The organism is Salinivibrio siamensis (genome assembly GCF_001996005.1).
Taxonomy (GTDB): Bacteria; Pseudomonadota; Gammaproteobacteria; order Enterobacterales; family Vibrionaceae; genus Salinivibrio; species Salinivibrio siamensis.
On record NZ_MUFB01000002.1, the window covers coordinates 83,467 to 110,240 of the forward strand.

At 50.2% G+C, this 26,774-nt stretch carries 26 protein-coding genes; 19 read left to right on the forward strand and 7 right to left on the reverse strand.

Going from position 1 to position 26,774, the window contains the following annotated elements; translation table 11 throughout:
* The 11 genes from BZG73_RS01745 (at position 1) to BZG73_RS01795 (ending at position 12,738) form a co-directional block, all read left to right on the forward strand.
* Entirely contained in the window at positions 1–1,044 is a 1,044-nt protein-coding gene (locus BZG73_RS01745) for an ABC transporter permease (protein ID WP_046074668.1), read from the forward strand.
* A gap of 46 nt (positions 1,045–1,090) precedes the next feature.
* Positions 1,091–2,917 carry an extracellular solute-binding protein gene (locus BZG73_RS01750; protein ID WP_077667411.1) on the forward strand — a complete coding sequence of 609 codons (1,827 nt, stop codon included), beginning with the start codon at positions 1,091–1,093 and terminating at the stop codon, positions 2,915–2,917.
* Positions 2,918–2,925: 8 nt separating this feature from the next.
* On the forward strand, positions 2,926–3,792 hold the full coding sequence (locus tag BZG73_RS01755) for an ABC transporter ATP-binding protein (protein ID WP_077667412.1): 867 nt from the start codon (positions 2,926–2,928) through the stop codon (positions 3,790–3,792).
* A gap of 15 nt (positions 3,793–3,807) precedes the next feature.
* Positions 3,808–4,695: an ABC transporter ATP-binding protein gene (locus BZG73_RS01760; protein WP_077667413.1), complete on the forward strand. Its 888-nt coding sequence runs from the start codon at positions 3,808–3,810 to the stop codon at positions 4,693–4,695.
* A 287-nt stretch (positions 4,696–4,982) separates the two neighbouring features.
* Positions 4,983–5,999, forward strand: coding sequence for a TRAP transporter substrate-binding protein (locus BZG73_RS01765; RefSeq protein ID WP_046074670.1), 1,017 nt, complete (start codon positions 4,983–4,985; stop codon positions 5,997–5,999).
* 62 nt (positions 6,000–6,061) lie between these two features.
* Positions 6,062–6,619: a TRAP transporter small permease subunit gene (locus BZG73_RS01770; RefSeq protein WP_077667414.1), complete on the forward strand. Its 558-nt coding sequence runs from the start codon at positions 6,062–6,064 to the stop codon at positions 6,617–6,619.
* Positions 6,612–7,928: a TRAP transporter large permease gene (locus tag BZG73_RS01775; protein ID WP_077667415.1), complete on the forward strand. Its 1,317-nt coding sequence runs from the start codon at positions 6,612–6,614 to the stop codon at positions 7,926–7,928. The genes BZG73_RS01770 and BZG73_RS01775 overlap by 8 nt, the downstream gene beginning before the upstream one ends.
* A gap of 79 nt (positions 7,929–8,007) precedes the next feature.
* The gene (locus tag BZG73_RS01780; protein ID WP_077606752.1) at positions 8,008–8,508 is read left to right on the forward strand and encodes a gluconokinase; all 501 of its coding nucleotides are present in this window, start codon (positions 8,008–8,010) and stop codon (positions 8,506–8,508) included.
* Positions 8,505–9,995 carry an NADP-dependent phosphogluconate dehydrogenase gene (gene gndA / locus BZG73_RS01785; RefSeq protein WP_077667416.1) on the forward strand — a complete coding sequence of 497 codons (1,491 nt, stop codon included), beginning with the start codon at positions 8,505–8,507 and terminating at the stop codon, positions 9,993–9,995. Before BZG73_RS01780 ends, gndA begins: the two co-directional genes overlap by 4 nt.
* Positions 9,996–10,104: 109 nt before the next feature.
* Positions 10,105–11,106 carry a gluconate operon transcriptional repressor GntR gene (gene gntR, locus BZG73_RS01790; RefSeq protein ID WP_077667417.1) on the forward strand — a complete coding sequence of 334 codons (1,002 nt, stop codon included), beginning with the start codon at positions 10,105–10,107 and terminating at the stop codon, positions 11,104–11,106.
* Between the two features lie 96 nt (positions 11,107–11,202).
* Positions 11,203–12,738, forward strand: a complete 1,536-nt coding sequence (locus BZG73_RS01795) for a DNA cytosine methyltransferase (RefSeq protein ID WP_077667418.1) — start codon at positions 11,203–11,205, stop codon at positions 12,736–12,738.
* On the opposite strand, the gene BZG73_RS01800 is transcribed toward BZG73_RS01795, so the two are convergent.
* The 3 genes from BZG73_RS01800 to BZG73_RS01810 all read right to left on the reverse strand — a co-directional run bounded on the left by BZG73_RS01800 (position 12,722) and on the right by BZG73_RS01810 (position 17,417).
* Entirely contained in the window at positions 12,722–14,092 is a 1,371-nt protein-coding gene (locus tag BZG73_RS01800) for a hypothetical protein (RefSeq protein ID WP_077667419.1), read from the reverse strand. The genes BZG73_RS01795 and BZG73_RS01800 overlap by 17 nt on opposite strands.
* The gene (locus tag BZG73_RS01805; RefSeq protein WP_077667420.1) at positions 14,089–16,245 is read right to left on the reverse strand and encodes an ATP-binding protein; all 2,157 of its coding nucleotides are present in this window, start codon (positions 16,243–16,245) and stop codon (positions 14,089–14,091) included. Before BZG73_RS01805 ends, BZG73_RS01800 begins: the two co-directional genes overlap by 4 nt.
* Positions 16,246–16,553: 308 nt before the next feature.
* Positions 16,554–17,417, reverse strand: coding sequence for a YicC/YloC family endoribonuclease (locus BZG73_RS01810; protein ID WP_069361928.1), 864 nt, complete (start codon positions 17,415–17,417; stop codon positions 16,554–16,556).
* Between the two features lie 160 nt (positions 17,418–17,577).
* Here BZG73_RS01810 and rph point away from each other — a divergent pair, with 160 nt between their 5' ends.
* Positions 17,578–18,297: a ribonuclease PH gene (rph, locus tag BZG73_RS01815; RefSeq protein ID WP_077667421.1), complete on the forward strand. Its 720-nt coding sequence runs from the start codon at positions 17,578–17,580 to the stop codon at positions 18,295–18,297.
* Between the two features lie 95 nt (positions 18,298–18,392).
* Positions 18,393–19,034, forward strand: coding sequence for an orotate phosphoribosyltransferase (pyrE, locus tag BZG73_RS01820; RefSeq protein WP_046074691.1), 642 nt, complete (start codon positions 18,393–18,395; stop codon positions 19,032–19,034).
* Positions 19,035–19,097: 63 nt separating this feature from the next.
* Here pyrE and slmA read toward each other — a convergent pair whose 3' ends face one another.
* Positions 19,098–19,688: a nucleoid occlusion factor SlmA gene (gene slmA / locus BZG73_RS01825; RefSeq protein WP_077578225.1), complete on the reverse strand. Its 591-nt coding sequence runs from the start codon at positions 19,686–19,688 to the stop codon at positions 19,098–19,100.
* A 196-nt stretch (positions 19,689–19,884) separates the two neighbouring features.
* Positions 19,885–21,135 (reverse strand): bifunctional phosphopantothenoylcysteine decarboxylase/phosphopantothenate--cysteine ligase CoaBC, encoded by a 1,251-nt coding sequence (gene coaBC / locus BZG73_RS01830; RefSeq protein ID WP_077667422.1) that lies wholly within the window; start codon positions 21,133–21,135, stop codon positions 19,885–19,887.
* 245 nt (positions 21,136–21,380) lie between these two features.
* Between coaBC and radC the strand changes: the two genes are divergently transcribed.
* The 5 genes from radC to mutM all read left to right on the forward strand — a co-directional run bounded on the left by radC (position 21,381) and on the right by mutM (position 24,096).
* Positions 21,381–22,064 carry a RadC family protein gene (gene radC, locus BZG73_RS01835; RefSeq protein WP_046074694.1) on the forward strand — a complete coding sequence of 228 codons (684 nt, stop codon included), beginning with the start codon at positions 21,381–21,383 and terminating at the stop codon, positions 22,062–22,064.
* Positions 22,065–22,249: 185 nt separating this feature from the next.
* Positions 22,250–22,486, forward strand: a complete 237-nt coding sequence (gene rpmB, locus BZG73_RS01840) for a 50S ribosomal protein L28 (RefSeq protein WP_046074695.1) — start codon at positions 22,250–22,252, stop codon at positions 22,484–22,486.
* A gap of 13 nt (positions 22,487–22,499) precedes the next feature.
* Positions 22,500–22,670 (forward strand): 50S ribosomal protein L33, encoded by a 171-nt coding sequence (rpmG, locus tag BZG73_RS01845; RefSeq protein WP_046074696.1) that lies wholly within the window; start codon positions 22,500–22,502, stop codon positions 22,668–22,670.
* A 116-nt stretch (positions 22,671–22,786) separates the two neighbouring features.
* Positions 22,787–23,266: a hypothetical protein gene (locus tag BZG73_RS01850; protein WP_046074697.1), complete on the forward strand. Its 480-nt coding sequence runs from the start codon at positions 22,787–22,789 to the stop codon at positions 23,264–23,266.
* Between the two features lie 17 nt (positions 23,267–23,283).
* Positions 23,284–24,096 (forward strand): bifunctional DNA-formamidopyrimidine glycosylase/DNA-(apurinic or apyrimidinic site) lyase, encoded by an 813-nt coding sequence (mutM, locus tag BZG73_RS01855; RefSeq protein WP_077667423.1) that lies wholly within the window; start codon positions 23,284–23,286, stop codon positions 24,094–24,096.
* Here the strand turns inward: mutM and coaD are convergent.
* Positions 24,091–24,639: a pantetheine-phosphate adenylyltransferase gene (coaD, locus tag BZG73_RS01860; protein ID WP_370517151.1), complete on the reverse strand. Its 549-nt coding sequence runs from the start codon at positions 24,637–24,639 to the stop codon at positions 24,091–24,093. The genes mutM and coaD overlap by 6 nt on opposite strands.
* Before the next feature lie 119 nt (positions 24,640–24,758).
* On the opposite strand from coaD, the gene BZG73_RS01865 reads away from it, so the two are divergent.
* Positions 24,759–25,469, forward strand: coding sequence for a 3-deoxy-D-manno-octulosonic acid kinase (locus BZG73_RS01865; RefSeq protein WP_077667475.1), 711 nt, complete (start codon positions 24,759–24,761; stop codon positions 25,467–25,469).
* Positions 25,470–25,471: 2 nt separating this feature from the next.
* On the opposite strand, the gene waaA is transcribed toward BZG73_RS01865, so the two are convergent.
* A complete protein-coding gene (waaA, locus tag BZG73_RS01870; RefSeq protein WP_077667425.1) occupies positions 25,472–26,731 on the reverse strand; it encodes a lipid IV(A) 3-deoxy-D-manno-octulosonic acid transferase in 1,260 nt (419 codons plus the stop codon).
* Between the last annotated feature and the right edge of the window lie 43 nt (positions 26,732–26,774).

A 26,774-nucleotide genomic window follows, 5' to 3' on the forward strand; every position in this document is an offset into this window, starting at 1 on the left:
ATGTTGACGTTTAGCCCTTTAACTCAAAAGAAAATCCGCAGCTTTAAGCAAATTAAACGTGGTTACTGGTCGTTTATCATCTTGACCACCATGCTGGTGTTGTCGCTGTTTGCCGAGCTTTTTATCAACAGTAAAGCGTTAATGGTCAAATACGACGGCGAGTATTATTTCCCCGTACTGAGTGATGTGTACTTGGCGAGCGATTTTGGGCAGGTAGGAACCAGTGAGGCCAACTATCGTCAGCTCGCCAAAGCCTTTGCCGCGCAAGGCGGTGACAATTATGTGGTGATGCCCCTAGTGCCGTGGAACCCGCTTGAGCAAGACTTTAGCGGTGACTTCCCGCCGACAGCGCCCAGCGCTGAGCATCAGCATTACCTTGGCACTGATGAGATTGGTCGCGACATCCTCGCCCGCTTGGTGTACGGCTTTCGTATTGCCATGGGCTTTGCGTTGCTCACCATGGCCGCTTCCTATGCGATTGGCACGGCTGTCGGCTGTGCGATGGGCTTTTGGGGCGGCAAGTTTGACCTCTTCTTCCAACGCTTTATCGAAATCTGGTCGATGGTGCCGTTTTTGTACGTGATCATGATTTTGGTCTCGATTCTCCAGCCCACGTTTGCTCTGTTTGTGGGGATTAACGTGTTGTTTGGCTGGATGGCGATTACCTGGTATATGCGCACCATGACCTATAAAGAGTCAGCGCGTGATTATGTGATGGCCGCGCGTGCACTCGGTGCCTCGACCAGCCGGATCTTATTCCGTCACATTTTGCCCAATACCATGGTGATGATTGTGACCTTGGCGCCCTTTACCATCGCACTCAATATTACCGCGCTAACGGCGCTGGATTATCTCGGCCTAGGACTGATGCCGCCGACGCCAAGTTGGGGCGAGCTGTTGCAGCAAGGCAAATCAAATTTGGACGCGCCATGGATTGTTGCGTCCGTGGTGACCTCACTGGTGGTGGTATTGGTGATGGTGACCTTCATTGGTGAAGCGGTTCGCGCTGCTTTCGACCCGAAAAAATTCACCCGTTACGACTAACGTTAAACACAATGTGCAATGTTTGAATCACGATAAGGAAATCACGATGAAAAAACTGATCCTTGCGACCTCAATCTCAATGTTTAGCCTGACTGGCTGGGCGGCGGATTTGCCTGAAAACCTCAATTGGCAAACCAACTGGGATGCGCCTAAAATCGGCTCTCCCGACGCCAAGCGCGGCGGCGTTCTGCGCTCACACTTAAGCTCCTTTCCCCAGACGCTGCGCACGGTTGGCCCAGACTCCAACTCAGGCCTGCGCAGCTATTTTCTCGATGAAATGCCCTCATTGGTAAAGCGCCACCCTGACACGCTGGAATGGATCCCGGATTTGGCCAACGAGTGGGCCTATGGCGACGACCATAAAACCATCTACTTTAAACTGAACCCAGAGGCGACCTGGTCGGATGGTGAGCCCGTCACCGCTGATGATTTTGTCTTTATGATGCAGTTCTACCGCTCGAAAGACATTGTTGCCCCTTGGTACAACGACTACTACACCAACACCATTGGTGGGGTAGAGAAAATTGACCAACACACCATTGCGATCTCGACCGCGATAGAGAAAAGTGACGAAGATCTGATGTATACCTTGGGTAGTTTGGTCCCACGTCCCGCGCATTTTTACGCCAATCCGCGTAAAGATGAAAACCAAGACGGCATTGCCGACGACTTTGTGCGCCGTTATAACTTCAAAGCGACGCCCACCCTGGGTCCGTACGAATTAGCGCGGGTGCAAAAAGGCCGCAGCGTCACCTTTGAGCATGTCGATGACTGGTGGGGCTACACCAACCCCTATTATCAGCACCGCTATAACGTCGACAAAATTCGCCTGCGTGTGATCCGGGATAACGACATCGCCATGAAGCACTTTGAAAAAGGCAACTTGGATGTGTTCGACTTGCTATTACCGGATGTGTGGCACGACAAAACCCAATCTGAACCTTATAAAAAAGGCTATATCACCAAATTCTGGGGCCACAACGAGGTGCCGGTTGGCGCGGGTGGTTTATGGATGAATACCGCCATGCCGCTGCTGGATGACATCAATGTGCGCAAAGGCATCATCTATGCCACCGACTTTGATGGCATGATTGAAAACATTACCCGCGGTGATTACTCACGCAAGCCGCATGCAATGGGACATGGTCATGGTGAGTACGACAACGATGGTGCGACGCCACCACCGTTTGACCCTGAAAAAGCGATCAGCTATTTCGAAAAAGCCGGCTTTGACCAAGTGGGGCCCGACGGTATTCGTGTTAATGACAAAGGTGAGCGTTTAAGCTTTGCGATTACTTATGGGTATCAGCACCACACCCCACGTATTGCTTACTTAAAAGAACAAGCGAAGAAAGCGGGGTTGGATTTTACCATTCACCTGGTTGATGGCTCATCGGCGTTTAAATACATACTGGAGAAAAAGCATCAGTTGGCGTTTCTCAATATGGGCACCTCAGAAACCCCGGCCTATTGGGAGTACTTCCACTCGGATAACGCCAATAAAAAGCAAACCAATAACCACACCAATTACAGCTCCCCGGCGCTGGATAAGCTGATCATGGCGTACAAGACCGAATTCGACATGGCGAAGAAATACCAGCTGTCGCACCAGATCCGCGCTAAGATCTCAGAAGCTAGTGTGATTGTGCCCGGGTACATGGTGCCCTATGTGCGTCAAGGTTTTTGGCGTTATGTGCAAATCCCAGATAACGCGATGACCAAGCGCACCGAGAAGATGGTGACCAGCGGCCGCGTGATGGGCTTTGGCACCTTCTGGATTGATGAAGAGATGAAAGACGCCACCGAAGAGGCCATGGACGAGGACAAAGCCTTTGAGCCGGTGACCATCATTGATGACAGATACAAGCTGTAGAGGCGGTTATGACCCAGGATGTCATTCTTTCGGTTAAGGATTTGACCGTTAATTTTACCACTGACGATGGCCCCCGTGAGGTACTTCACGGGGTAAGCTTTGAGGTGAAAGCCGGGCGTACGCTCGGCTTAGTGGGCGAGTCGGGCAGCGGCAAAAGTGTTACAGCGATGTCGATCATGGGCTTACTGCCTAAGCCTTACGGGCGGGTGACGGGCGGTAAAATCTTGTACCGCGGGACCGACTTGGTGACCTTGCCCGCCAAAGAGCGCTATGCGATGCGCGGCAATCGGATCTCGATTATCTTCCAAGACCCGATGACGGCGCTGAACCCTGTGCACACCATTGGCCGGCAAATCAATGAAGTCTTGACGCTACACCGTCCAGAGCTCGACAAAAAAGCCCGCGCGGCGTGTGCGCTCGACATGCTGGCTAAGGTGAAAATCCCGATGCCAGAAAAGCGACTGAACGAGTATCCGCATAACCTATCCGGCGGGATGCGTCAGCGGGTAATGATCGCGATGGCACTGGCCTGCAAGCCCGATATCTTAATTTGTGATGAGCCAACCACCGCCCTAGATGTAACGGTGCAGGCCTCGATTTTGGACTTGATCAACGAGCTACAAGAAGAAACCGGCATGGCGGTGATTTTTATCACTCACGATCTGGGGGTGGTCGCCGAGGTGTGTGACGATGTGGCGGTGATGTACGACGGCCAAATTCGCGAACGGGCAGATATTTTCACACTCTTTGATCATCCAGCCCATCCGTATACCAAGCGGTTGTTGGGATTAATGCCGGGGCGTCACCATCAGCCCAAACAGATGATTGATATTCGGCCGTTGGAAGAGTTTGATGCCGCGCCATCATCCACGTAGTTGCAGGAGAACGCGATGAGCAAGGAAGTCCTCAGAGTAGAAAACCTGAAGCAGTATTTTGTCTCGGGCAAGGGCCTGCTTCGTCAAGGCTATACCATTAAAGCCGTCGATGGCGTATCGCTCTCGGTATCCCAAGGCGAAACGCTCGGGTTGGTGGGTGAGTCGGGGTGTGGCAAAAGCACCCTTGGCCGTACCATGCTTAAGCTGTTTGAGCCGACCGAAGGGAACATTTTCTTTGAAGGCAAAGACATCACGCATTTATCGCCACGTCAGATGCGGCCACTGCGTAAAGACATGCAGATTGTCTTTCAAGACCCGCTCGAGTCGCTCAACCAGCGCCATACCATCGGCGGGATCTTAGAAGAGCCCTTTATTATTCACAATATTGGCACCGTGAAAGAGCGTCGCCAGTGGGTACTTGAGCTATTAGATAAAGTCGGCTTGCCCCACGATGCGGTTAACCGTTATCCGCATGAATTCTCGGGCGGTCAGCGCCAGCGGATTGGTATTGCACGGGCAATTGCCCTTAAACCGAAGCTGCTTATTTGTGACGAATCCGTCTCTGCCTTGGATGTGTCGGTGCAGGCACAGATTCTTAACTTGCTGTTGAAGCTCCAGCAAGAGATGAACTTGGCGATGATTTTTATCTCCCACGACTTATCGGTGGTTCGTCATATCTCCGATAAGGTGGCGGTGATGTACTTTGGTCATGTGGTGGAAGAGGGTCCGACCGAAACCGTCTACCATCAGCCGCAGCACGAGTACACGCAAACGCTACTCTCCGCGATCCCGATCACCCATCCCAAATACCGCAAACACAAACGCCGTGCTGAGCAGCCGGCCGCTGACGCGGACATTCAGCACGAGTCGGTGGGCGAAAAAAAGCCTGAAACCACCCGCTAGCACCGTTTCCCACTCTGTTTCAGGGTGGCATCGGCTCATGCTTACGCTTTTTACCGAGGACGCTAGCACGACAACCGCCAATGTGGTGTGCCTCACACTTCTTCCTCTTTGCTTTATCCTTGTGACAAATTAATCAATAACTGTGAGTGCGATCTCTGTTCATGTATCAGTGTTACCGGTAACTTTACGACGTAGAACGTTGGTAACATAACTATTACATCCAGTGTTTCGACCAATCGCATTCCAGGACTTTGGAATAAGTGGAAATAAAACAAGGACATCCTACTATGAAAGCAATAACGAAAACCCTGCTCGCTGCCTCTATCTCTGGCTTGTTCTCTGTGTCAGCGATGGCGGCGGATTTTAATCTGAAAATCCAATCCTCTGATCCCTCAGGTGATCTCAACTTTAAGGTTCAGCAGCGCTGGGCGGATCGTGTTGAGACCATGTCTGATGGCCAAATCAATATCGATTTATTGCCTGTCGGCTCTGTGGTGAAACACACCGAGACCCTTGGGGCGATAAAAATGGGGATCCTGGACGGCCATGTCACCGCCACGGGCTACTTTTCGGGCAAAGATCCGGCCTTTGGCTTGATTGGTAATATGGTCGGTGCCTGGTCCGATACCACCCAGCTGCTGCAATACATGAATTACGGTGGCGGGAATGAGCTGATGACTGAGCTTTACGCTCCGTACGGCGTGCAGTTTGTAGGCGCATCGACCACAGGCGTTGAGTCGTTTATTTCCAAAAAACCGATTGATGGCGTGGCTGATCTGAAAGGGCTCAAATTGCGTGCCCCGGAAGGCTTGGTGCAGCAAGTGTTTGCCGCTGCTGGCGCCACACCGGTTAACTTGCCGGGCTCGGAAGTCTTTACCGGTCTGAGTAAAGGGGTGATTGATGCGGCCGATTACACCGTGTTTTCCACCAACCAAAAAGCGGGCATGAATGATATTGCACCGCACCCAGTGCAACCAGGCTTCCACTCGCTGCCACTGATTGATATCTCTATTGCGCAGAAAAAATGGGACAAGATGCCGGAAGACTTGCAGACCATTTTGAAAACCTCTGTTCGTGACTTTTCTTACGACATGACCACCCAACTGAAAATGGCAGATATGGCAGCTGTGAAAGAGGCCAAAGCCAACCCAGAGATCACGATCCACGATTGGTCTGACGAAGAGCGCAAGAAGTTTCGTGAAATTGCCAAAACCCAATGGAAAGTGTTTGCCGAGCGCTCACCGAATGCACAAAAAGTGTATGACTCAGTGACCGAGTTCTTAGAAACCAATGGCTTGTTGTAAGCATTCATCCTTGTCTTGTCAGTGATAGGAGGGCATCGCCCTCCTGATTGTGGACCTATTTTATGACTGAACAAACACCTCATACCCCGCCCGAGCCCGACGAGCACCCAAGAAACGTACTCGATAGAGCGATCATTAAGGTGAGCCACCTATTAAGTTGGTTGTTTATCGCCACCGTCTTTATCTCTTTTTATGAAGTGGTGATGCGCTACCTGTTTGATTCGCCCACCACCTGGGTGCATGAAACGGCCTCATTTATCGGCGGCTCTTTGTTCATTCTCGGTGGGATTTATGCCTTCGCGGCCAATCGCCATGTGCGTGTCGTCCTGGTTTACGACGCGGTGTCGTCACAAACGCGAAAATACCTCAACCTGGTTCATCACCTCGTGGGGCTCGCGTTTGCCAGTATGCTGGCTTATTCATCCTACTCGCTTGCCAAGGAAGCCTGGTTTGCACCTTGGGGCGAATTACGGCTTGAGACCTCGGGATCTGTGCTTAATGCGCCCTATCCGGCGCTGCTTAAAGGGCTGATTTTTATCGCGCTGTGTATTCTCGTGATCCAGTTTGTATTGCATCTCATCCAAGAACTGATGGGACTGAGGAACAAAGACGATGTTTGATTTATCTTCGATTGGACTGGCATGGGGAAGCCTGCTCATGCTGGTGATGCTGATTGGACTGCTGCTCACTGGGATGCAATTGGCGTTTGTGTCTGGGTTTGTGGCGATCTTTTTTACCCTCTTTTGGTTTGGCCCCGAGGCGATGCCATTAATTGCCAGCCGTACCTACAGTTTTGCCTCTGGTTACGTCTTTTTAGCCGTGCCGATGTTCGTGTTGATGGCAGCACTGCTTGACCGTTCAGGCATTGCCAAAGATCTTTTCGATGCCATGAAGTCCCTAGGGCGCAAGGTGAGAGGCGGGGTCGCGGTACAAACCATTTTAGTCGCGGTGTTGCTGGCTTCTATGTCTGGCGTGATTGGCGGTGAAACCGTGTTATTGGGGATCTTGGCGTTACCGCAAATGCTCCGCCTTGGTTATGATCGCAAACTGGCGATCGGGACCACCTGTGCCGGGGGCGCGCTCGGGACCATGCTGCCGCCCAGTATCGTACTGATTATTTACGGCATGACCGCCAGTGTATCGATTGGCGATTTGTTCAAGGCATCCTTTCTCCCCGCCTTTATTGTTGCCGCCTGTTACATCGCTTATGTGTTGGTTCGCTGTAAGTTAAACCCATCTCTGGCACCGATCCCAAGCGACAGCGGCGAAGAAGAGGAGCCGCAAGTGAGCTATTTTAAGGCGCTATTTTTCCCGCTTTTCTCGGTAGCGGTGGTACTTGGCAGTATTTACACCGGGGTGGCGTCGGTCACTGAAGCCTCGGCGCTTGGCGTGGTGGGGATCATGCTGTCTGCGATTGTCCGTGGTGAGATGAACCTTTCGATGCTCAAAGAGAGCGCGATTGCCACCATGCGCACTTGCGGGATGATCATGTGGATTGGCATTGGTGCCAGCGCCCTGGTGGGAATCTATAACCTGATGGGCGGGATTGATTTTGTTGAACAAGTGATCCTGAGCCTAAGTGGCGGCAGTGCGATAGGTACCTTGCTTATCATGATGGTGATCTTACTCGTCTTAGGGATGTTTCTAGACTGGGTCGGGGTGGCGCTGTTAACCATGCCGATCTTTGTGCCCATCATCACCGGGCTTGGTTTTGACCCCATTTGGTTCGGGGTGGTGTTCTGCCTCAACATGCAGGTGTCGTTCCTTTCGCCACCATTTGGACCCGCTGCCTTTTACCTTAAATCGGTCGCCCCGAAAGACATTAGTCTTGGTGAGATTTTTACCTCACTCCTGCCTTTTATCGCTCTGCAAGTGTTCGTGCTGTCATTGGTGATTATCTTCCCTGAGTTGGCAATGTGGTGGCAATGATCATGGTATTAAAACAGCAATATCGAGTTCTCAAGGTGTTATCGCTGGCGTGTGGCCTGGCTAAGGGTTGTGGTGTGTAATGAAAGTAAAAAAACTATTAATCATGGGGGTTTCAGGGTGCGGCAAAAGCCTGATTGGCAGTGAAATTGCCCGTGCACTCGACCTGCCTTTTTATGACGGTGACGATTATCATCCCGCTGACAATGTAGAAAAAATGCGGCAAGGGATCCCACTGACTGATGCTGACCGTAGTGGCTGGTTGCGCACCTTGAACCGTCTGTACACCGACAACGAAGCGGCGGTGATTGCCTGCTCAGCATTAAAACCGGAGTACCGTGACGTTCTGCGACAAAACAACCCAGAGTTAGTGATTGTCTACCTGCAAGGGGATTACGCCACGATTTGGTCACGGCTACAAAAACGGGCTAACCACTATTTTCATGGTGAAGCCATGCTGCGTAGCCAATTTGACGCCTTGGTTGAGCCCAGCGCCGAAGAGGCCTTGTTTGTCGATATCTCTTACCCCGTCGACACCGTGGTCGCGCACGCGTTGCAACAAATAAAGGAGGTGGAGTCATGATGCCATCACAGATAAGTCTGGTTGGATTAGGTGTGATGGGGAAAAGCCTGGCTTTAAACCTTGTCGATCATGGCTTTAACGTCGCAGGCTTTGATATTGATCCGCATCACCGGCAAGCGGCGCGCGAGGCCGCGCTGCCCCTCAATCAGGTCTCGGGAAAAGGCCAGCTAACGGTGGTCGATTCGCTATCTCAGCTGCTGGCCAGTTTGCAAACGCCGCGTGTTATCGCCTTGTCGGTGCCCGCCGGCGAAGTTGTTGATCGGGTGATCGATGAGTTGTTGGCGGCGGGCCTGGCACCTGACGATATTGTTATCGATACCGGCAACAGCCTGTGGACAGATAGTGAGCGGCGCGCCCGCGACTACCAAGGGCAGTTGCGCTTTTTTAACACCGCCATCTCCGGTGGGGAAGTGGGCGCGCGTACCGGCCCCTCGCTGATGGCCAGTGGCGATGCGTCAGCGTGGGCGCAGGTTAAACCCATGTGGTTGGCGATTGCGGCAAAAGTGGATCACGCCGGTCAGCCTGTGGGCCAGTTTGAGCAGGGGGAGCCGTGTGCCGCTTATTTAGGCGGGGCGGGTGTGGGTCATTATGTCAAGATGGTACATAACGGCATTGAATATGCGGACATGCAGTTAATTGCGGAAGCGTATCATTTTATGTCGCAAGCACTAGGACTGTCGGCGGTAGAAATTGGCCAATGTTTTGCTCGTTGGAACCAAGGGCCGCTCAATAGCTACTTGATGGCAATCAGCGCCGAGATCTTACAAACCCCAGACCCTATCACAGGTAAGCCGTTCGTCGAGGTGGTGCTGGATAAAGCCGGCCAAAAGGGAACAGGCATGTGGACGGCAGTGAATGCGCTGCAAACTGGTGTCGCGGCCCCGACCATTGCCCAGGCGGTGTTTGCACGCGCCCAAAGTGGCTTAAAAGCGGTGCGAGTGGCGGCAGCGAAAACCCGTACCAACTCAGCGTCTGTTGCGTATGATGATATTGATACGCAGCTTGAAAACCTACACGACGCCCTGTATTGCGCCAAATTATCGGTGTATGCCCAAGGATTTGATCTGATCAACACCACCGCGCAGCAACAAGGCTGGACACTAGACTTTGCGCAAATTGCCAAGATCTGGCGCGCAGGGTGCATTATCCGCGCACAATGTTTAAGCGAGATTGCCAGCGCGTATCAACAGACGCCAGATGTCGCTAACCTGCTTCTCGTCGCGCCCTTTGCCGAGGCGGTGAGCCGCCAAGCTCCCGGCTGGCGTGCGACCGTTGCCAGTGCCGCGCAAGCGGCGGTGCCTATTCCCGCGATGGCGGCGTCATTGAGCTATTTTGATGCTCTTCATAGCGAGGTGTTACCCGCTAACTTGCTTCAGGCTCAGCGCGACTATTTTGGCGCCCATGGTTATGCACGTGTCGATGATGATGGGTCACGCCAGTACCATTTGACTTGGAGTGAGCAGCCAAAGCGACAACAAACACGATAAGCCAACGCGCGCTGTGATGGGCGCGCCTTTTTGTTACACGTAACAACAAAAAGGACCAAAGAGTGGGTATGATGGAGCCAAAACAAGACTGCATCAATGAAAGACCCAGATGGCGAATAAGAAAAAGCGACCGACATTACAAGACATTGCCGATCGAGTCGGCGTCACCAAAATGACAGTAAGCCGCTGTTTACGCGACCCGGCGATGGTCTCGAACGCCGCCCGTGAAAAAATCCAATTGGCGGTAGAGGAGCTGGGTTACATTCCCAACCGCGCCCCCGATATTCTCTCCAATGCAAAATCCCATGCAATTGGCGTACTGGTGCCTTCCCTGACCAACCAAGTTTTTGCCGAAGTGATCCGCGGGATTGAATCCGTCACTTCACCAGAGGGCTATCAAACCATGATTGCCCACTACAGCTACAGCGCCGCGCTTGAGGAGCAGAGCATTGAGTCTTTGCTCTCGTATAACGTCGATGCGATCATTTTGTCCGAAAATGTCCATACCGATAGAGCGCGTAAAATGCTGCAAACCGCCTCGATTCCGGTGATTGAAATCATGGACAGCGTGTCGCCACGCCTCGAGCAAGCGGTTGGTTTTGACAACACCAAAGCCTCGCGCGATATGACCAACGCCCTGATTGAAAAAGGGCGCCGATGTATTGCGTATTTTGCTGCCCGTATGGATGAGCGCACGCGGTTAAAGCTTGAGGGCTATCATCAAGCGATTGCTCAAACCCAGCAAACGCCGATCAGCCTGCAAACTGAAGACGCCTCGTCATTTACCTTAGGAGCCAAGTTACTCGGCCAGATCCTTGAATTACATCCCGAGGTGGATGGCATTGTTTGCACCAACGATGACTTGGCGATTGGCGCTTTATATGAGTGCCAACGACGCGGGATCAAGGTGCCGGAACACATGGCGATTGCCGGTTTTCACGGCCACGACATCAGCCAAGCCATGCTCCCCAAACTGGCGACAGTGATCACCCCTCGAGAAGAAATCGGCCGCGTCGCCGCCACTGAGCTTATCGCCCGACTCCGCGGCGCCGACACCTGGCCGAGCCACATCGATCTTGGCTACCGCATCGAACACGGGGAAAGTATTTGAGATGAAGCGTGGCAGAAAAGGGAGTATAAAGCGGTTGTTTATATCGAGTGGCCTAGTATTATTCTCGGGCATTTTTACTTGTAGTAGTGTTACATCATGAGAGCCGATGAAATTCTTGTAATTGACCTGTTTGCTGGCCCTGGAGGGCTTGGCGAGGGGATCTCTTCTGTTACAGACGAAAATGGATATCGTCCTTTTAAAATCGGTCTCTCGGTGGAAAAAGAGTCGTCGGCTCATTTGACGCTAACAACGCGCGCACTATATCGGAAACTTAAAGAGAATAAACAGGGTTTACAGAGTTATCATGATTACCTATGTGGTCAAATAACGCGCGAAGAGCTGTTTGATCAGTACCCTGAAGAAGCAGAAGCCGCTCGAACTGAGACACTATACAAACCAAGAGCACTGGGTGACGATAACGAGTTTATTCACGAAAGAATTAAAAAGTTAGTCAATGCTCATGGTAATAGGCCCAAAATCGTTATTGGGGGGCCGCCTTGTCAAGCATACTCGTTGGTCGGGCGCTCAAGAAATGCGGGAATAAAAGACTATAACGCTGAGACTGATAAGAGAAACTTTTTGTACAAAGAGTACTTGAAAGTGCTATCAATAGCCCAGCCGGATGTATTCGTCATGGAAAATGTTAGGGGGATCCTTTCTGCCAAGGTTAAAGATAAACCAATATTCCCCCAGATGCTTGAAGACTTACGTAACCCTGAGCAAGTGACGGCCATACATGGAGCGAAATATAACGTTTACTCCCTAGTTAAGCCTGCTAATGATCCTGCCAACCCAGACTATGATAAGACGAGCGATTTTCTTATTAAGGCAGAGGACTATGGTGTGCCTCAGGCGAGACATCGAGTAATTTTACTGGGCGTGCGAGAAGACATTGATAAATATCCTGACACTTTGTTGCCTAGTAGTGAACACGTTACCGTTGAGCAGGCAATTTCTGACTTGCCAAAATTAAGAAGTGGGTTATCTAAGCAAAAAGATGACAACAAGGCTTGGGAGAGGATCGTTGAAAGGCATGCCAAAACAGCCAAGCGGCTCCTTAGTAAATCCTTCTCTAATGCAGAAGAGCTAGATTTAAAGCCGAGAAAAGGTTTATCACGAAGCAGTAAGGATATTGCTGGTGTGGATCCAAAGGTCCCAAGGCACCTAAGGGATTGGTATACAGATAATAAACCCAAATGTGTTCTAAATCATGAGACCCGCGCCCATATGGAGAGTGACTTGTTGCGCTATGCATATAGCTCTGCATATACCTGTCTCAGTGGTGGCTCTTCACCAAAATCTAAGAGCTTTCCAGATCAGTTAGCCCCTGCTCATGGTAACTGGAAAACTGGCGCGCACGAAGATAGGTTCCGTACTCAAGCAGCTAATAAGTGCTCCACAACGGTAACGAGCCACATGTCAAAAGATGGTCACTATTTTATTCACTATGATCCTAAACAATGCCGTAGCTTAACCGTGCGTGAAGCCGCGCGGTTACAGACTTTCCCAGATAACTACAAGTTTGAAGGGAATCGAACGCAGCAATATGTACAGGTAGGAAATGCTGTGCCACCATATTTGGCACAGCAAATCGGAAACGTTGTTTTGGATCTATTCAATCGAAACGAATAATACCCGGTCGCGCAGCATGCTGTGATGCCCTAAAGCTGATGTCTGATAAAATCTGGTCTTTCAGCTTAAATATAGGAGTTCCTAACCACTTGTTAACGTCTGGCCTTGCTCCCAGTTGATACATGAAGCTTACTTTTACGATATACTCTTCATTTTTAATTATAACGTTAGGAAGTCTATATATACCTGCATGAGCAGTGTCGCGACCACTTTGATCTCCAAAAAAGGTAAACTTCTCATGCTCTTTTGGGATCATTGCTGACAAGAAGTAGCGATTTAACTTAGTTTTACGTTGTGCCTGATCACACTCCGCTGATAGTTCAATAAATCCTAGTTGAGTTGCTTCGCGAACAACACTTCTTTCTTTTTTCGTCCCCTTTCTACAATTTAGAAACTCTTCATTCATAACTGTCTTAATATTCCTTCCTAGATTACTTTCAACCTTAAGTTCATTTTCATCTAGGTAAGTTTTATTAAACTCAATCCAAGTGCCACGCTTATTCTTTAAAGAGCCATTTGATAGCTCATCAATGTGATAGAACGTGTTTAGATAAGCCTTTATATCTTGGTAGGATTCATTATCTGGCTTCTGACCAATTCCTTTAGATGCATTGACCCAACTAGAGTGCTCAGCTTTATTGTGATTAGAACGTATATGGTTATGAAGCACTGGCTCCAAACCCAACTCGATTGCTACGTCTGGCTCTTCTCTAGCATTTTTAAACCCTAGAGTTTCATTGCCGATTATACCTAGCATGGTTTTGAGGTTTTCTGTTGTCTGATGTTGAAATTTTTCTATATTATTTTCTCGAGAGCGAGCAAGTCTAAATAATGAGTCAGTGGTCAATTGTGCCGCAGATGAGACCCTGTTTTCCCATCCAAACAAGGACTCAAATATAGGATTGCTTGATAAAATACCTACTACCTCATCTTTGAGGTTTGATCTGGGAGTATTAAATTGTGCTTTATCCAATACTCCCCAGTGAATGGGGTATGGAATATCAGCATATCTCTCCTCAATGAGGTCCATAACCTCCTTAACCGTTCCTGTGTTTTTAGACCAGAAGAAAAGTAAATAAGGGCCATCAATAGTGATCTTTCTCAAGATATCAGCTATTGGTCCTACTAAACTTTTGGCGTTAACTTGTAGTTCTTGGAGGTTAAGATCAGTAATTATTACCCGGGGGTGAACCTTATCAAAATTAATATGGTCAACGCCAGACAAATTACTTGGTTCATCTTTTTTGTAGTGAATAGGAAAGCAAGGATATCCCGCTCTTACAAGGCTATCTTGAATAGAGTCCAAGTCCTCTTTTTTATCATCTATAAGGACAATGCTGGGAAATATTATCATTTTTTCTCCTGACAAAATACAATTACAACGGCAGCTCCCTGATATACGTCAGGAAGATCCAAATCTTTTGGATGACATATTTGGAGTCTGCCTCCGATTGACTCCATTACTTTGTCTGAATAGTAAAGGCCAACTCCCATCCCTCCGGGCCGAGAAGTTTTAAAAGGTTGAATTGCTTCTTCTGGTGTCAAGCTAAACCCCGGGCCATTATCCATAATTACAAGTGCTGGACCTTCTTTAAACCAATCAATTAAACTATCTATACGGATGGCTGGTTTATAATTATTTCCTTCTTTCTCTGCCTTGAGGCCTGTCCAGTGGATTGAATTGTCAATGAGGTTCGTGAGTGTTGCCTGGAGTAGACCGAATGGTGCTGTAACTTTAAAAGACTCTGATTCATCACTGTTTATTGGACATGAGAAAACAATCTTATGATGCTCAAAACGATGCTCGTTTAATTTTACGATTTTTTGAGTGAGAGCTTTTATGTCAAATGTTTTCTGCTCATTACGGCGAAGCAATGGAGCAAAGCCTTCGAGTAGTTCAGAAAGATGTTCTGCTCTTTTGAGAAGAGTTTCGTAATCATCAGATTGGCGAATAGAGGTGTTTAGGTCGTCCACTCCTCTTTCGACCTCATGGAATATTACTGCTAAGTTAATTCCCGCTATGCCAGAGCTTAAGGTGACTTCGCGCATTTGAAGGTAGTCTGATTCTATTTGCGCAACCTTGCCACCCATTTCTTCTTCAAGATTATGTTTCTTTATTGATTTCTTGATGTCTTCGATACTTTGAGAAAAACGAGTTGTTGCCGGTGAGGCATCTTTTACATCACCTTTAATATAATTATCGACACTCTCTCTGTCTTTTCGATGCTTTAAATGAAAGTCCTCAATGATGCTGGCTACGATCCATCGATAACGCTTATATGTGTCATTCTCATCGAAGCCTTCTCGGTTAGTTTTCTCTTTGAGGCCTTCACTATCTTCAAGGTTTAAGTCAATCCCTCCTATCACCATGCCTGTATCAATCTTCTGACCAGGCATGTTGATTCGTCCTGCGTTTAAACCTAACCAATCGTCATTAGTTTCTCCGTAATTAAAAACCCGTATACCATCCCTGTATACACGAATACCTGATTGCTCTCTTAAATATTCTTTTATAAGCTGAGGAGAGCCAACTGCACTAAGTACTGCAGACGATTTCATAAAAATATAAAGTGTTCCAGATATCGGACCTATTTCTTTGAGGTCTTCTGGTTTCAATAATAAGGATTCACGTACGTTTTTATTTCGAGCCAGCTCTTCTTCTTTGCTCGGTTGTAGAAGCTCAAGGGTATCATCCTTTGTCTCTATGTGCGATGAAGCTAGCTCTTTAAAAGTTTGAGGTGGATTAAATGTGTAGGTAGAAGAAAACTTACCATTTTCGTCAATAATGAAATCATATGTCCATAGAGCTTTTTCAACAATGTCTTGGGCTTCAAGTAAGTCAGCTATATCCTTCTCTCTCCCCGGAACATTTAAACTGACGGTAAAATCAGATACAGTTTTGAATGGAGATATAAGACTGGTTAGTAGTCTTTTTAGGCGCCTCAAGTCTCCCCTGGTCCAGTTTGTATTGTTTAAAGAACCAATCTCTATTCTAGTTCCTGTCTCGTTAGGAAAGAATTCTGGTTCATCAAGAGGAATAATCGAGACACGCGTGTCTTCAATGTACTCTGCTTCTTTGATTAAAATGGGCCAATTAATCGATATCTTATACTCAGGAGAGTTTTCAGCTTTAGTGTTGATAGTAAGTTGGTTACCTAGTTTGTGAACCGCAAGACGTCCTACGCCTTTTTCTCCTAAAGGTAGCCGGTTTAGTTTTTTTGTTCGTATCTTATTCTGACTTCTTTTGCTATTGGTCCCTACTTCCATCCACTTATTAAGGATGTCATTTTTAGTCATTCCAAAACCATTGTGGTCCCAAATAATAATATGTGGATTTTCGTCCTCTAAGTTAAGTGTAACGTCTACTTTTGTAGCATTAGCATCGTATGCATTCTTCACGAGCTCAAAGACGGCTAAGCGGTCATCCCCGATTAGCTCATCACCTAGTAGCTTAAGCAAATGAGCGTTTGCTCTAAACGGCTGAGTTATTGCCTTGCTATCTTCCATTTTTCCTCTCAAAGCGTTATTGGTCTGTTAATGTCTATAGTCTTTAGCTACACGGGTACTAGTTAAAAGAATCTTGTGAGATTATTCTAGAGTCCTTGAGAAAATATGCGTAGAAAGCTTTAACATAACTGACCAATTTTTGTGGCTACTTAAAGCTAATGATATAGATTTTTAGTTTATAACATCCAGTAATCTATCACACTAGTGACAGAGACAAATGTGGCTCCACTCAAAATTATCAATAGTGTTTAGATACAAAAAAGCCCCGCTATATGGGGGCTACAACTAGAAGACTGATAAAGGATAGGCTACTCAATATTCTGGATCTGCTCGCGCATTTGCTCGATAAGCACTTTGAGCTCGACGCCGGAGGCGGTGATTTCGGTGCTGATTGATTTGGAGGCGAGGGTGTTGGCTTCGCGGTTGAACTCTTGCATCATAAAGTCCAAGCGTCGGCCGCAGGCGCCGCCTTTTTTGAGGATTTTATGTGCTTCTGAAACGTGTGAGTCCAAGCGGTCAAGCTCTTCTGCGACGTCGACTTTTTGCGCCAGCATCACCATTTCTTGTTCAACGCGGGCTGGGTCGAGTTCCACTTGTGCTTCTTCTAAGCGCGTGGTTAAACGTTCACGCTGCCACTCAATCACCGTGGGCATCTTTTCACGCACTTTGATCACTTCGGCGCTAATGGCATCGAGTCGTTGCTCAATCAGGGCTTTCATGTTCTCACCTTCGCTGGCACGTGCGGCGATAAAGGCATCGAGTGCTTCATCAAGACCAGCTAATAAGGCGCGGTGTAGCTCGTCGGTGTCTTGCTCCGGCGCTTCCATCACCCCTGGCCAGTTCAGGACCTGAAACGGATTGATGTTGCCTTCACCCGCGGTCTCTTTCACCCATTTGGCGGCGTGAATCACTTGCTTGGCCAAGGCTTCATTGATGGTGAGCTTATCTTGGCTGGCTTGTGAGGTATCAAAGCGCAGGTTGCATTCCACTTTGCCGCGGGCTAGGCGCTTGCGAAAACGCTCGCGTACCACAGGCTCAAGGCTACGTAGCTGCTCAGGCATGCGAATGTAGGTTTCGAGATAGCGCTGGTTAACGGAGCGGATTTCCCAAACCGCGTTGCCCCAATCGCCCTTGAGTTCTTGACGGGCGTAGGCGGTCATACTGTGGATCATGTGTACCTGCTCTTGTGTGCTGAAGGTGAATGGCAAAGATTATACGCATCCACGCCCCTGTCGTCAGCTGTCTTGGTCTGTCGGGCGGACAGGGATCGCAAGCGGGCGGAGAAACACGTATAATCGCGCCCACATTCTGTCAGTCAATAAGGTAACTTGCATGCGCCCAAGTGGAAGAGCACTCGACCAAATTCGTCCCGTTAGCTTTACCCGCGGTTTTACGGCCCACGCAGAAGGCTCTGTGTTGGTGTGCTTTGGTGATACCAAGGTGATTTGTAATGCCACGATTGAAGAGGGCGTACCGCGCTTTTTAAAAGGCAAGGGCCAAGGTTGGGTGACTGCCGAGTATGGCATGTTGCCACGTGCAACCCACACCCGTAACCGTCGTGAAGCGTCAAGCGGTAAACAAGGTGGCCGTACCGTCGAAATTCAACGTTTGATTGGCCGCAGCTTGCGCGCCGCGGTCGATTTAAAAGCACTGGGTGAACGCACCATTACCGTTGACTGTGACGTGATTCAAGCCGACGGCGGCACGCGCACGGCGTCCATTTCGGGGGCGAGCGTGGCCCTGGCAGACGCGCTTAACGCGCTGGTGCGTGATGGCAAGCTTGCGGCTAACCCGATGCGTGGGCATGTGGCCGCTGTATCAGTGGGTATTTATCATCAAACGCCGATTTGTGACCTTGAATACGTGGAGGACTCGGCGGCCGATACCGATATGAATGTGGTGATGCTCGAAGATGGCCGCATGATTGAGGTGCAGGGCACCGCCGAAGCGGAGCCGTTTACCCCCGATGAGCTAAACGCGATGCTCGCGTTGGCCAGTAAGGGCATTGATGACATTGTCGTCGCGCAAAAATCGGCACTCGCCGACGCATAACAGATTGAATAGCTCCCACATCGGGGGCTATTTTTTTATCTATCCGACCCCGGGTGACATGTGGCGTGTCACCAAGACAACCAAGAGAGGAACGAATGAAAGCCTATCAGCGCCAGTTTATTGAGTTTGCCCTTGAGCGAGAGGTATTAAAGTTTGGCGAGTTTACGCTTAAATCAGGGCGGAAAAGTCCGTACTTTTTTAACGCCGGCTTGTTTAACACCGGGCGTGACTTGGCAAAACTGGGTGAATTTTATGCGGCCGCGTTGATGGATGCAGGGATTGATTACGATGTTTTGTTTGGTCCTGCGTACAAAGGGATCCCGATTGCGACCACCACCGCGGTAGCACTTGCTGCGCACCATAATGTGGATACGCCTTATTGCTTCAACCGTAAAGAAGCCAAAGACCATGGTGAGGGCGGCAACTTGGTAGGCAGCGCGCTGAGTGGCCGTGTGATGTTGGTGGATGATGTGATCACTGCAGGTACCGCTATCCGTGAGTCAATGACACTGATTCAGGCGCAAGGGGCGCAGCTTGCTGGGGTGTTGGTGGCGATTGACCGCCAAGAGCGTGGTCAAGGTGAGCTGTCGGCGATTCAAGAAGTGGAGCGTGACTTCGATTGTCAGGTGGTTTCCATTATCAGCTTGTCGGACTTGGTCGCCTATTTGGAGCAAAGCCAAGCGGATCCGGCTCATCTAGCGGCGGTGAAAGCGTACCAGGCGAGCTACGGGATTTAAGTTACAGGTGTGCAGCTGGCTGACTTGAGTGCGCCAGCTGCACTACGCTCGTTGCACTGCTATTCACTGCAGTTGATTGGTGAGCAGTTGCCAGTATTGCTCGAAATTGGCGGTCGGCAGCTGTTTAAATGACGAGCGTACGTAGCGACAAAAGCCGCCTTCTACTTGGCTAATCAATTGGCTGGCAAGCACCGCCTCATCCAATGGAAACCCCTTCCCTTCACGTAAACGACGCTCGCGCAGTACTTGCTTAAGCTGTGCCTCGACGCGCTCAAACAGCTGGTTGATACGCGCTTGCAACCTATCTTGCTCAAACATCAATGCATGACCTGTCATAATGCGCGTGAGCCCCGGGTTGCGCTCACCAAAGGCCAGCAATAATTGCAAGATCAGTTTGAGGCGCACCAAGGTATCCTTTTCTTCCTCAATGATCAGGTTGATGCGGGATAACAGTGAATCTTCAATAAATTCGATTAACCCCTCAAACATCCGCGCTTTACTGGGGAAGTGGCGATAGAGTGCCGCCTCAGACACCCCGACTTGTTCGGCGAGTTTGGCCGTGGTGATGCGTTGGCTGCCTTGGGTTGACTCCAGCATCTGCGCGAGCGCTTGGAGGATCTCTTCGCGGCGATTACTTTTTTTTGGGGCTGCCATGGGTGCGATTCCTTTGTCTTTTTATCTATCACACTGGCGACCAGTAAAGGAGGCATCATGGAGAGGTGCCGCCCAGTGTGAGTATTTCCTCCTATCTTAGCGACGAGGTCTCTGTATTAAAAGCAAAAAGCGTGGCCATGGCGCACGCTTTTGAACTTGTATTTTCGCTCAATATAAGCTGTTTGTATTGTGTGGTTCAGGGTTGCTTCTGACAGGTTTGTTGTAAATAGCATGCGTGAATGTGTGCCATGACATTGCGCGCTAATAAGCGTTTTTCCTCGACGGGCAGCGCCTGATCGCCGCCAGGCCAGAACAGATGTAAGGCATTGCGATCGCTGTTAAAGCCTTGATCGGATTGGGACACATCGTTAGCACAAATCATATCAAGCTTTTTGCGCGCCAGCTTGTCACGCGCGTAGGTCGCGACATCTTGGGTTTCGGCGGCAAAGCCGACCGTAAATGGACGATGTGACGTTAAGCCCGCTACCGAAGCAATAATATCGGGATTTTTTACCATGGTGACGGTCATCGCGTCTTTATCCACTTGCTTTTTCATCTTCTGTTCGGCGATGTGCTGTGGACGGTAGTCCGCGACCGCGGCACAGCCGATAAAAATATCTTGGTCGGTGATGCGCTCATGCACCGCATCATGCATCTGTTGGGCGCTGGTGACATCAATACGCGTGATTCCTGCTGGCGCTGACAGCGCAACCGGGCCAGAGACTAAGGTGACGTCGGCCCCTAAACTGGCTGCCGCCTCGGCGAGGGCATAGCCCATTTTCCCTGAACTATGGTTAGAGAGATAACGAACAGGGTCCAAGGCTTCGCGGGTAGGACCGGCGGTAATCATCACGCGCTTGCCTGAAAGCGGTTTGGGGCCGGCCCAGCGTTCGCATTCAGCCACTAAAGCCAGCGGCTCGAGCATGCGCCCAAGGCCCACATCGCCGCAAGCTTGCGCGCCACTGTCGGGGCCCCATATCAAGCATCCGCGTGCACGCAGTCCACGTAAGTTCACCTGAGTGGCTTGGGCGCGGTACATTTGCTGGTTCATTGCTGGCGCAATCGCCAGAGGCGCATCGGTGGCCAAGCACACGGTGGTGAGCAAATCATTGCCCATGCCTGCGTGTATCCGGGCAATCAAATCGGCAGTTGCCGGGGCAATCAGCACGAGATCCGCCCATTTAGCCAGTTCAATGTGTCCCATTGAGGCCTCGGCAGCCGGGTCGAGCAAGCTATCAGACACGGGATGCCCAGAAACGGCTTGCATGGTCAATGGCGTAATAAACTCTTTTGCGGCATGGGTCATCACCACCTTGACGGTGGCTCCACGCTCGATGAGGCGGCGGGTGAGATCGGCACACTTATATGCGGCAATCCCGCCACCCATGCCAAGCAGAATACGTTTACCGGCCAGCGTCTGGGCTGGCTGCTGTGAACTATTGGCCATAATGCTCTGTGTGTTTGAACGACAATGACGAAACCATACCATAATCCTTAGCGCAAAAAGCTTGTTTGAGCGCATGAATCCGTATGGGGTGTGACGTGCGTTGGATGTGATATGGCTAGCGCGTGGCTGAAAGCATTGACGGTGGCACATGATAAAACCACGAGCGCGCCGCAGTTACATGGAAAAGCTATTGCGGCGTGGAGGAGGCTTACTTTAACTGGCGGCAACGTTGAAGAGGGATCACCATGAGCCTAAAAACCTTGCCGCAAGACTGTCGCCCCAGAGAGCGTTTATTAGCGCGAGGGGCGGAAAGCTTATCGGACGCCGAGCTGTTGGCGATTTTTCTACGCACCGGCGTCACAGGGATGAGTGCGGTAGCGCTGGCTGACCACCTGTTGCAGGATTTTGGCTCGCTCCGGGCGCTGATGGGCGCCGACCAAGGGGCGTTTTGTCAGCGAAAAGGACTGGGTAGCGCCAAATATGCCCAACTTCAAGCTGTGCTTGAGCTGAGCCGGCGCTATTTAAAAGAAACCTTAAGCAAAACTGACGCACTGACCAGCCCGGACCATACTCGCCGTTATCTCTCGACGTTACTGCGCGACCGGCCTCGCGAGGCGTTTTACGTTTTATTTCTCGATAATCAGCATCGCGTGATAGCCGATGAGCAACTTTTTGAAGGCACGCACAATGCGGCGAGTGTTTACCCACGAGAAATTGTTCGCCGCGCGCTCGAATTGCATGCCGCTGCACTGATTTTGGCCCATAACCACCCATCGGGCGTGGCAGAGCCGAGCCAGGCAGACCGACATATTACCGATAGAATTGCTAATGCCTTGTCATTAGTGGATGTTCGCGTGCTTGATCACCTAGTGATTGGGGACGGAGATGTGGTATCGTTCGCCGAGCGAGGTTGGTTGTTATCCCCTTAAGGATCGCCATTGGCGAAAAAAACGATCAAAAAGCGCATAAAAGGATCTGCTCGGGACTTGAGCAATGTGAATTCAGTTAGTATAATGCGCCACCTTTGATAGCCTTGACCTTCGACCTGACCTTAACGATGCAGGACTGGCGGACAAGGTTGATATCGAGCCGAAACGATTTTGGAGAGACTTTCATGTCACGAGTATGCCAAGTAACTGGCAAGCGTCCTGTAGTTGGTAACAACCGCTCTCACGCTAATAACGCCACCAAGCGTCGTTTTCTGCCGAACCTGCAAACTCATCGTTTCTGGGTAGAAAGCGAAAAACGCTTCGTTAAACTGCGTCTATCTACTAAAGGTATGCGCATCATCGACAAAAAAGGCATTGATTCTGTACTTACAGAAATGCGTGCCCGCGGTGAGAACGTATAAGAGGAATTAGAGAATGGCTAAAAACGGCGTTCGTGAGAAGATTCGTCTAGTATCCTCTGCAGGTACTGGTCACTTCTACACCACAGACAAGAACAAACGTAACATGCCTAGCAAATTCGAGATCAAAAAATTTGATCCTGTAGTTCGCAAGCACGTTATGTATAAAGAAGCCAAAATCAAGTAAATTGATCGACGCTTTGAGAAAGACCCAGCTTCGGCTGGGTTTTTTTATAACTAAAATCTGGCCGCATTTGCGGTTATACTGCGGAGGACACGCGTAACGTCCTCAGGTGAACCGACATGAAGCTAAAGCGGCAGACATGGAATAACATCCTGATTTTCTCAGTGGTGGTTTTTTTTGGCTTAATGCTGCTGCCAGATTATTTGCGCCATCAACGCCAAGCAAGGGCGACGCCTGAGGGGGTAATCGCGCTGGTTGAATCGCGCAGTGAAGTGCTGTCGTTGCGGTTCTCCCATTTAACCCTGACGCGTACGTTAGAGGGGTGGCAATCGGATAAACCCCTGGTAATTAGTCCGACAGAGCTCGCTCAGCGCTGGTTGGGGCTGACTGGGACACAAATCGATGACACCACCTTGCAGTCGTTGCGACCCCAATTAACGTCTCCCCGTACGTTGGAGCTTACTCGCAGCCCCGACCAAGAGCCCATTCGCATTACCTATTATCAACAACCCCAGTTTTGGTTGATGCAAAACGAACACGGCCAATGGTTAGCTGTGTCAGTGGATAGTCGGTATCTTTTCCCGCTATCAAAGTCGTAAATATTAAGAGCTGTGTTATGCCCGAGTTACCTGAAGTAGAAGTAAGCCGTTTAGGTATCATGCCGTATGTCGAAGGGCAAACGGTCACCGAGATTACCATTCGTCAGCCCAAGCTACGCTGGCCCATTCCCGAAACGTTACAACAGTTGAAAGGCCAGGTGATACGTCGCGTCACGCGTCGCGCCAAGTATCTTTTATTGGAGACGGATGTCGGTACTGCGATTGTGCATTTGGGGATGTCAGGCAGTTTGCGGGTGCTGCCCACGTCACTGGCACCGGAAAAGCATGATCATGTTGATGTGACACTCAGCAATGGTCGCTTAATTCGTTACCACGATCCGCGGCGTTTTGGCGCCTGGTTGTGGCAGGAGGGAGATTTGCCGCATCCCGTGTTGGGAAAGCTCGGCCCTGAACCACTCACCGATGCGTTCAATTCAGATTATTTGCTGGCCAAGGCGGCAGGCAAAAAAATGGCGATGAAAAGCTTTATTATGGACAACGGCGTCGTGGTGGGCGTGGGGAATATTTACGCCAACGAATCGCTGTTTTGTGCTGGAATCCACCCTAAACGTCCTGCCGGTAGCCTGACGCAAACAGAAGCGACGGCGCTGGTGGATGAGATAAAAACGGTGTTGGCCGCGGCGATCACGCAAGGCGGTACGACGTTAAAAGACTTTACGCAGGTAGACGGGAAGGCCGGTTACTTTGCTCAAGCGCTACGCGTTTACGGAAAGTCGGGTGAGCCGTGTCCAGCCTGTGACACGACCCTTGAGCGCATAGTCATCGGCCAGCGGGCAACTGTCTTTTGCCCACAATGCCAGCCCTTATGACGACGTCTTGCCTTGCAGCTTTTCTTGTAAGGCCGTTAGCACGCTAGGCGCGACAAACTCACTGGTATCACCGCCGTGCAACGCGACCTCTTTGACCAAGGTAGAAGAAATAAACGAATGCTCCTCTGACGGAGTCAGAAAGACGCTTTCCAGTGCGGGCATCAGTCGACGATTCATATTGGCGAGTTGGAATTCATACTCAAAGTCGGAGACCGCACGCAAACCGCGCACCAGAATATTGGCTTGGTACTGTTTGGCAAAATTGACCAGCAACCCTGAAAACCCAACCACAGAGACATTGGGAAGGTGCGCGGTGACCGCTTGCGTGAGTGCCACTCGCTCATCCAGATCGAACAATGGTTTTTTGCTTGGGCTAGCCGCAATCCCCACAATCACATCATCAAACATCCTTGCTGCCCGCTCAATCAGGTCCAAATGACCATTCGTGATGGGATCAAATGTGCCTGGGTAAATCACGCGTGTATGCTGTTTGTGTGTCACGAGCTTTTCCTTAAAAACGTTGATCTGGAAAGAGGTTATCAAATCCTTGTCCATCACGCATTGTTCTTACGGTCCCGTGACCTCTCGCCTGTGAATCCATTGACGAGCAAGGTACACTAATATGCGCTAGCGTGAGTGCGCAAACAGGAAAAACCGTGAGTATAGAAGTAGAGCAATGCGAAAACGAGTGTATTTGGTACGATCCGGCCTTAGTAGAGGGCGACCCTCGCCAGTATTTTGATATTCATTTTTGGCACCAGCAAGCCGCTGTCACCGGTTCAGCCAAAGGGCGCGGTACCACGTTCTTTATCCGAGGGCCGAAAATGGAGATGGCGTTACGTCATTACTATCGCGGTGGTTTGTTCGGTAAATTCGTGAAGGATCAGTATTGGTTTCAAGGATGGGAGGCGACCCGTTGTGGCGCTGAGCTCAACTTACTGGCCTATCTTCGCGAGAAGAAAATGCCTGTGCCTCGTCCTGTTGCTGCACGCGCGGTAAAAAACGGCCGTACTTATCGTGCTGATATCTTAGTGGAGAAAATTCCAGGCGCGCGCGATCTGGTTGCTATCTTGAGTGAAAATAGCTTACTTGCCCATGATTATCGTGCTATTGGTCGTTTGGTTCGCCGCCTACACGACGCAGGCGTGTGCCATACCGATCTGAATATCCACAACATTTTGCGTGATAGAAAGGGAAAGCTGTGGCTGATTGACTTCGATAAGTGCCAACAGCGCGATGGCGAACAGTGGAAAGAGGATAACCTTGCCCGCCTTCATCGCTCGTTTAAAAAAGAAAAAGAGAAGCGTCAGATTCGTTGGCAACCCGAGGATTGGGCTGCCGTATTAAAAGGCTACAACCATATCCGCAAGTAGCACTAGCGTGGATGATTAAGCCAGGGCGCGATCGCCTGCAAAGTGCGCTCGACCGCGCCGCGATTTTGCTCTACCACAGAGAGCCCAGCGTTGCCGGCCTGTGCGGCAAGGGCGGGGGCACTGAAAAAAGCCCCGATTTTGGCAGCGAGATCTTGGCTGTCGTTACACACCTGTAGGGCGCCAGCGTCAATCAGAGCATCACCAATCACTTGGAAATTATAATAGCTTGGGCCTGTTAAAAGGGGCTTGCCTAACGCCGCGGGTTCAAGCAGGTTATGCCCACCCACTTTGGTACCCAGAAAACTGCCCGCCATCACTACCACGTCTGCGCTAGCAAGGTAGGTCATCATCTCTCCCATGGTATCGCCAAGATAAACTTGAGTACTGAGTGCCAGCGGCTCACCCTCGGTGCGTCGTTGCACACTGAGGCCTTGGCTAGCCACTTGCTGGGCAACATCATCAAAACGTTCAGGGTGGCGAGGGACCAGTATCAGTAGCGCGTCTGGATAATCGCGCAGTAATACACTGTGAGCGGCGAGCAAGGTGGCGTCTTCTCCCGCGTGAGTACTGGCACCTATCCAGCAAGGGCGATCACCGCGCGCTTGGCGAAGTGTGGCACCCAACGCCGGATCCACGGCTTTAATATCAAATTTCACCGAGCCAGCCACCGCAAGCTTGTCGTCAGCGACACCGAGGCTTGCAAAGCGCGCTTGGTCGTTTTGATGCTGACAAACGATTAAGTCGATATGTTTACTCATGGCTCGAAAGAGCGGTGCGATTTTCTGATAGCGTTGGCAAGCTTTTTGAGAAAGCCGGGCGTTGATAACCGTAATGGGAATGCCCGCTCGACCCACATGATGCAAGGTATTTGGCCAAAGCTCAGTTTCCATGATCACGCACACCCGTGGTGACACCGCGCGGAGAAAACGTTTTACCGAAAAAGGAAAATCAACCGGCATATAGCGGTGTATGATCCCATTAAGACGCCTGGCCTGCTCTGCGCCGGTGGCGGTGGTGGTGGTGACCAGGATCGGCACGTCTGGATAGGCTTGTTGCAGCGCGCTGATCACCGGCTTTGCCGCGAGAACTTCCCCCACCGACACCGCATGGAGCCAAATAGGCTGACCGTCTACGTTGGGCGTACCGCCAAAGTGCTCACGCCATCGCTCGCCAACAGCAGGCTTACCAGGCCGTTTACGGTACAGCCCAATAAGCAAAAAAGGGGCGGCAAGCGTGAGTAAGAGTGTATATATCCAGCGCACAAGTTGGCTCTCGAACTGACCACAAATAAGAGTGTTATGATAC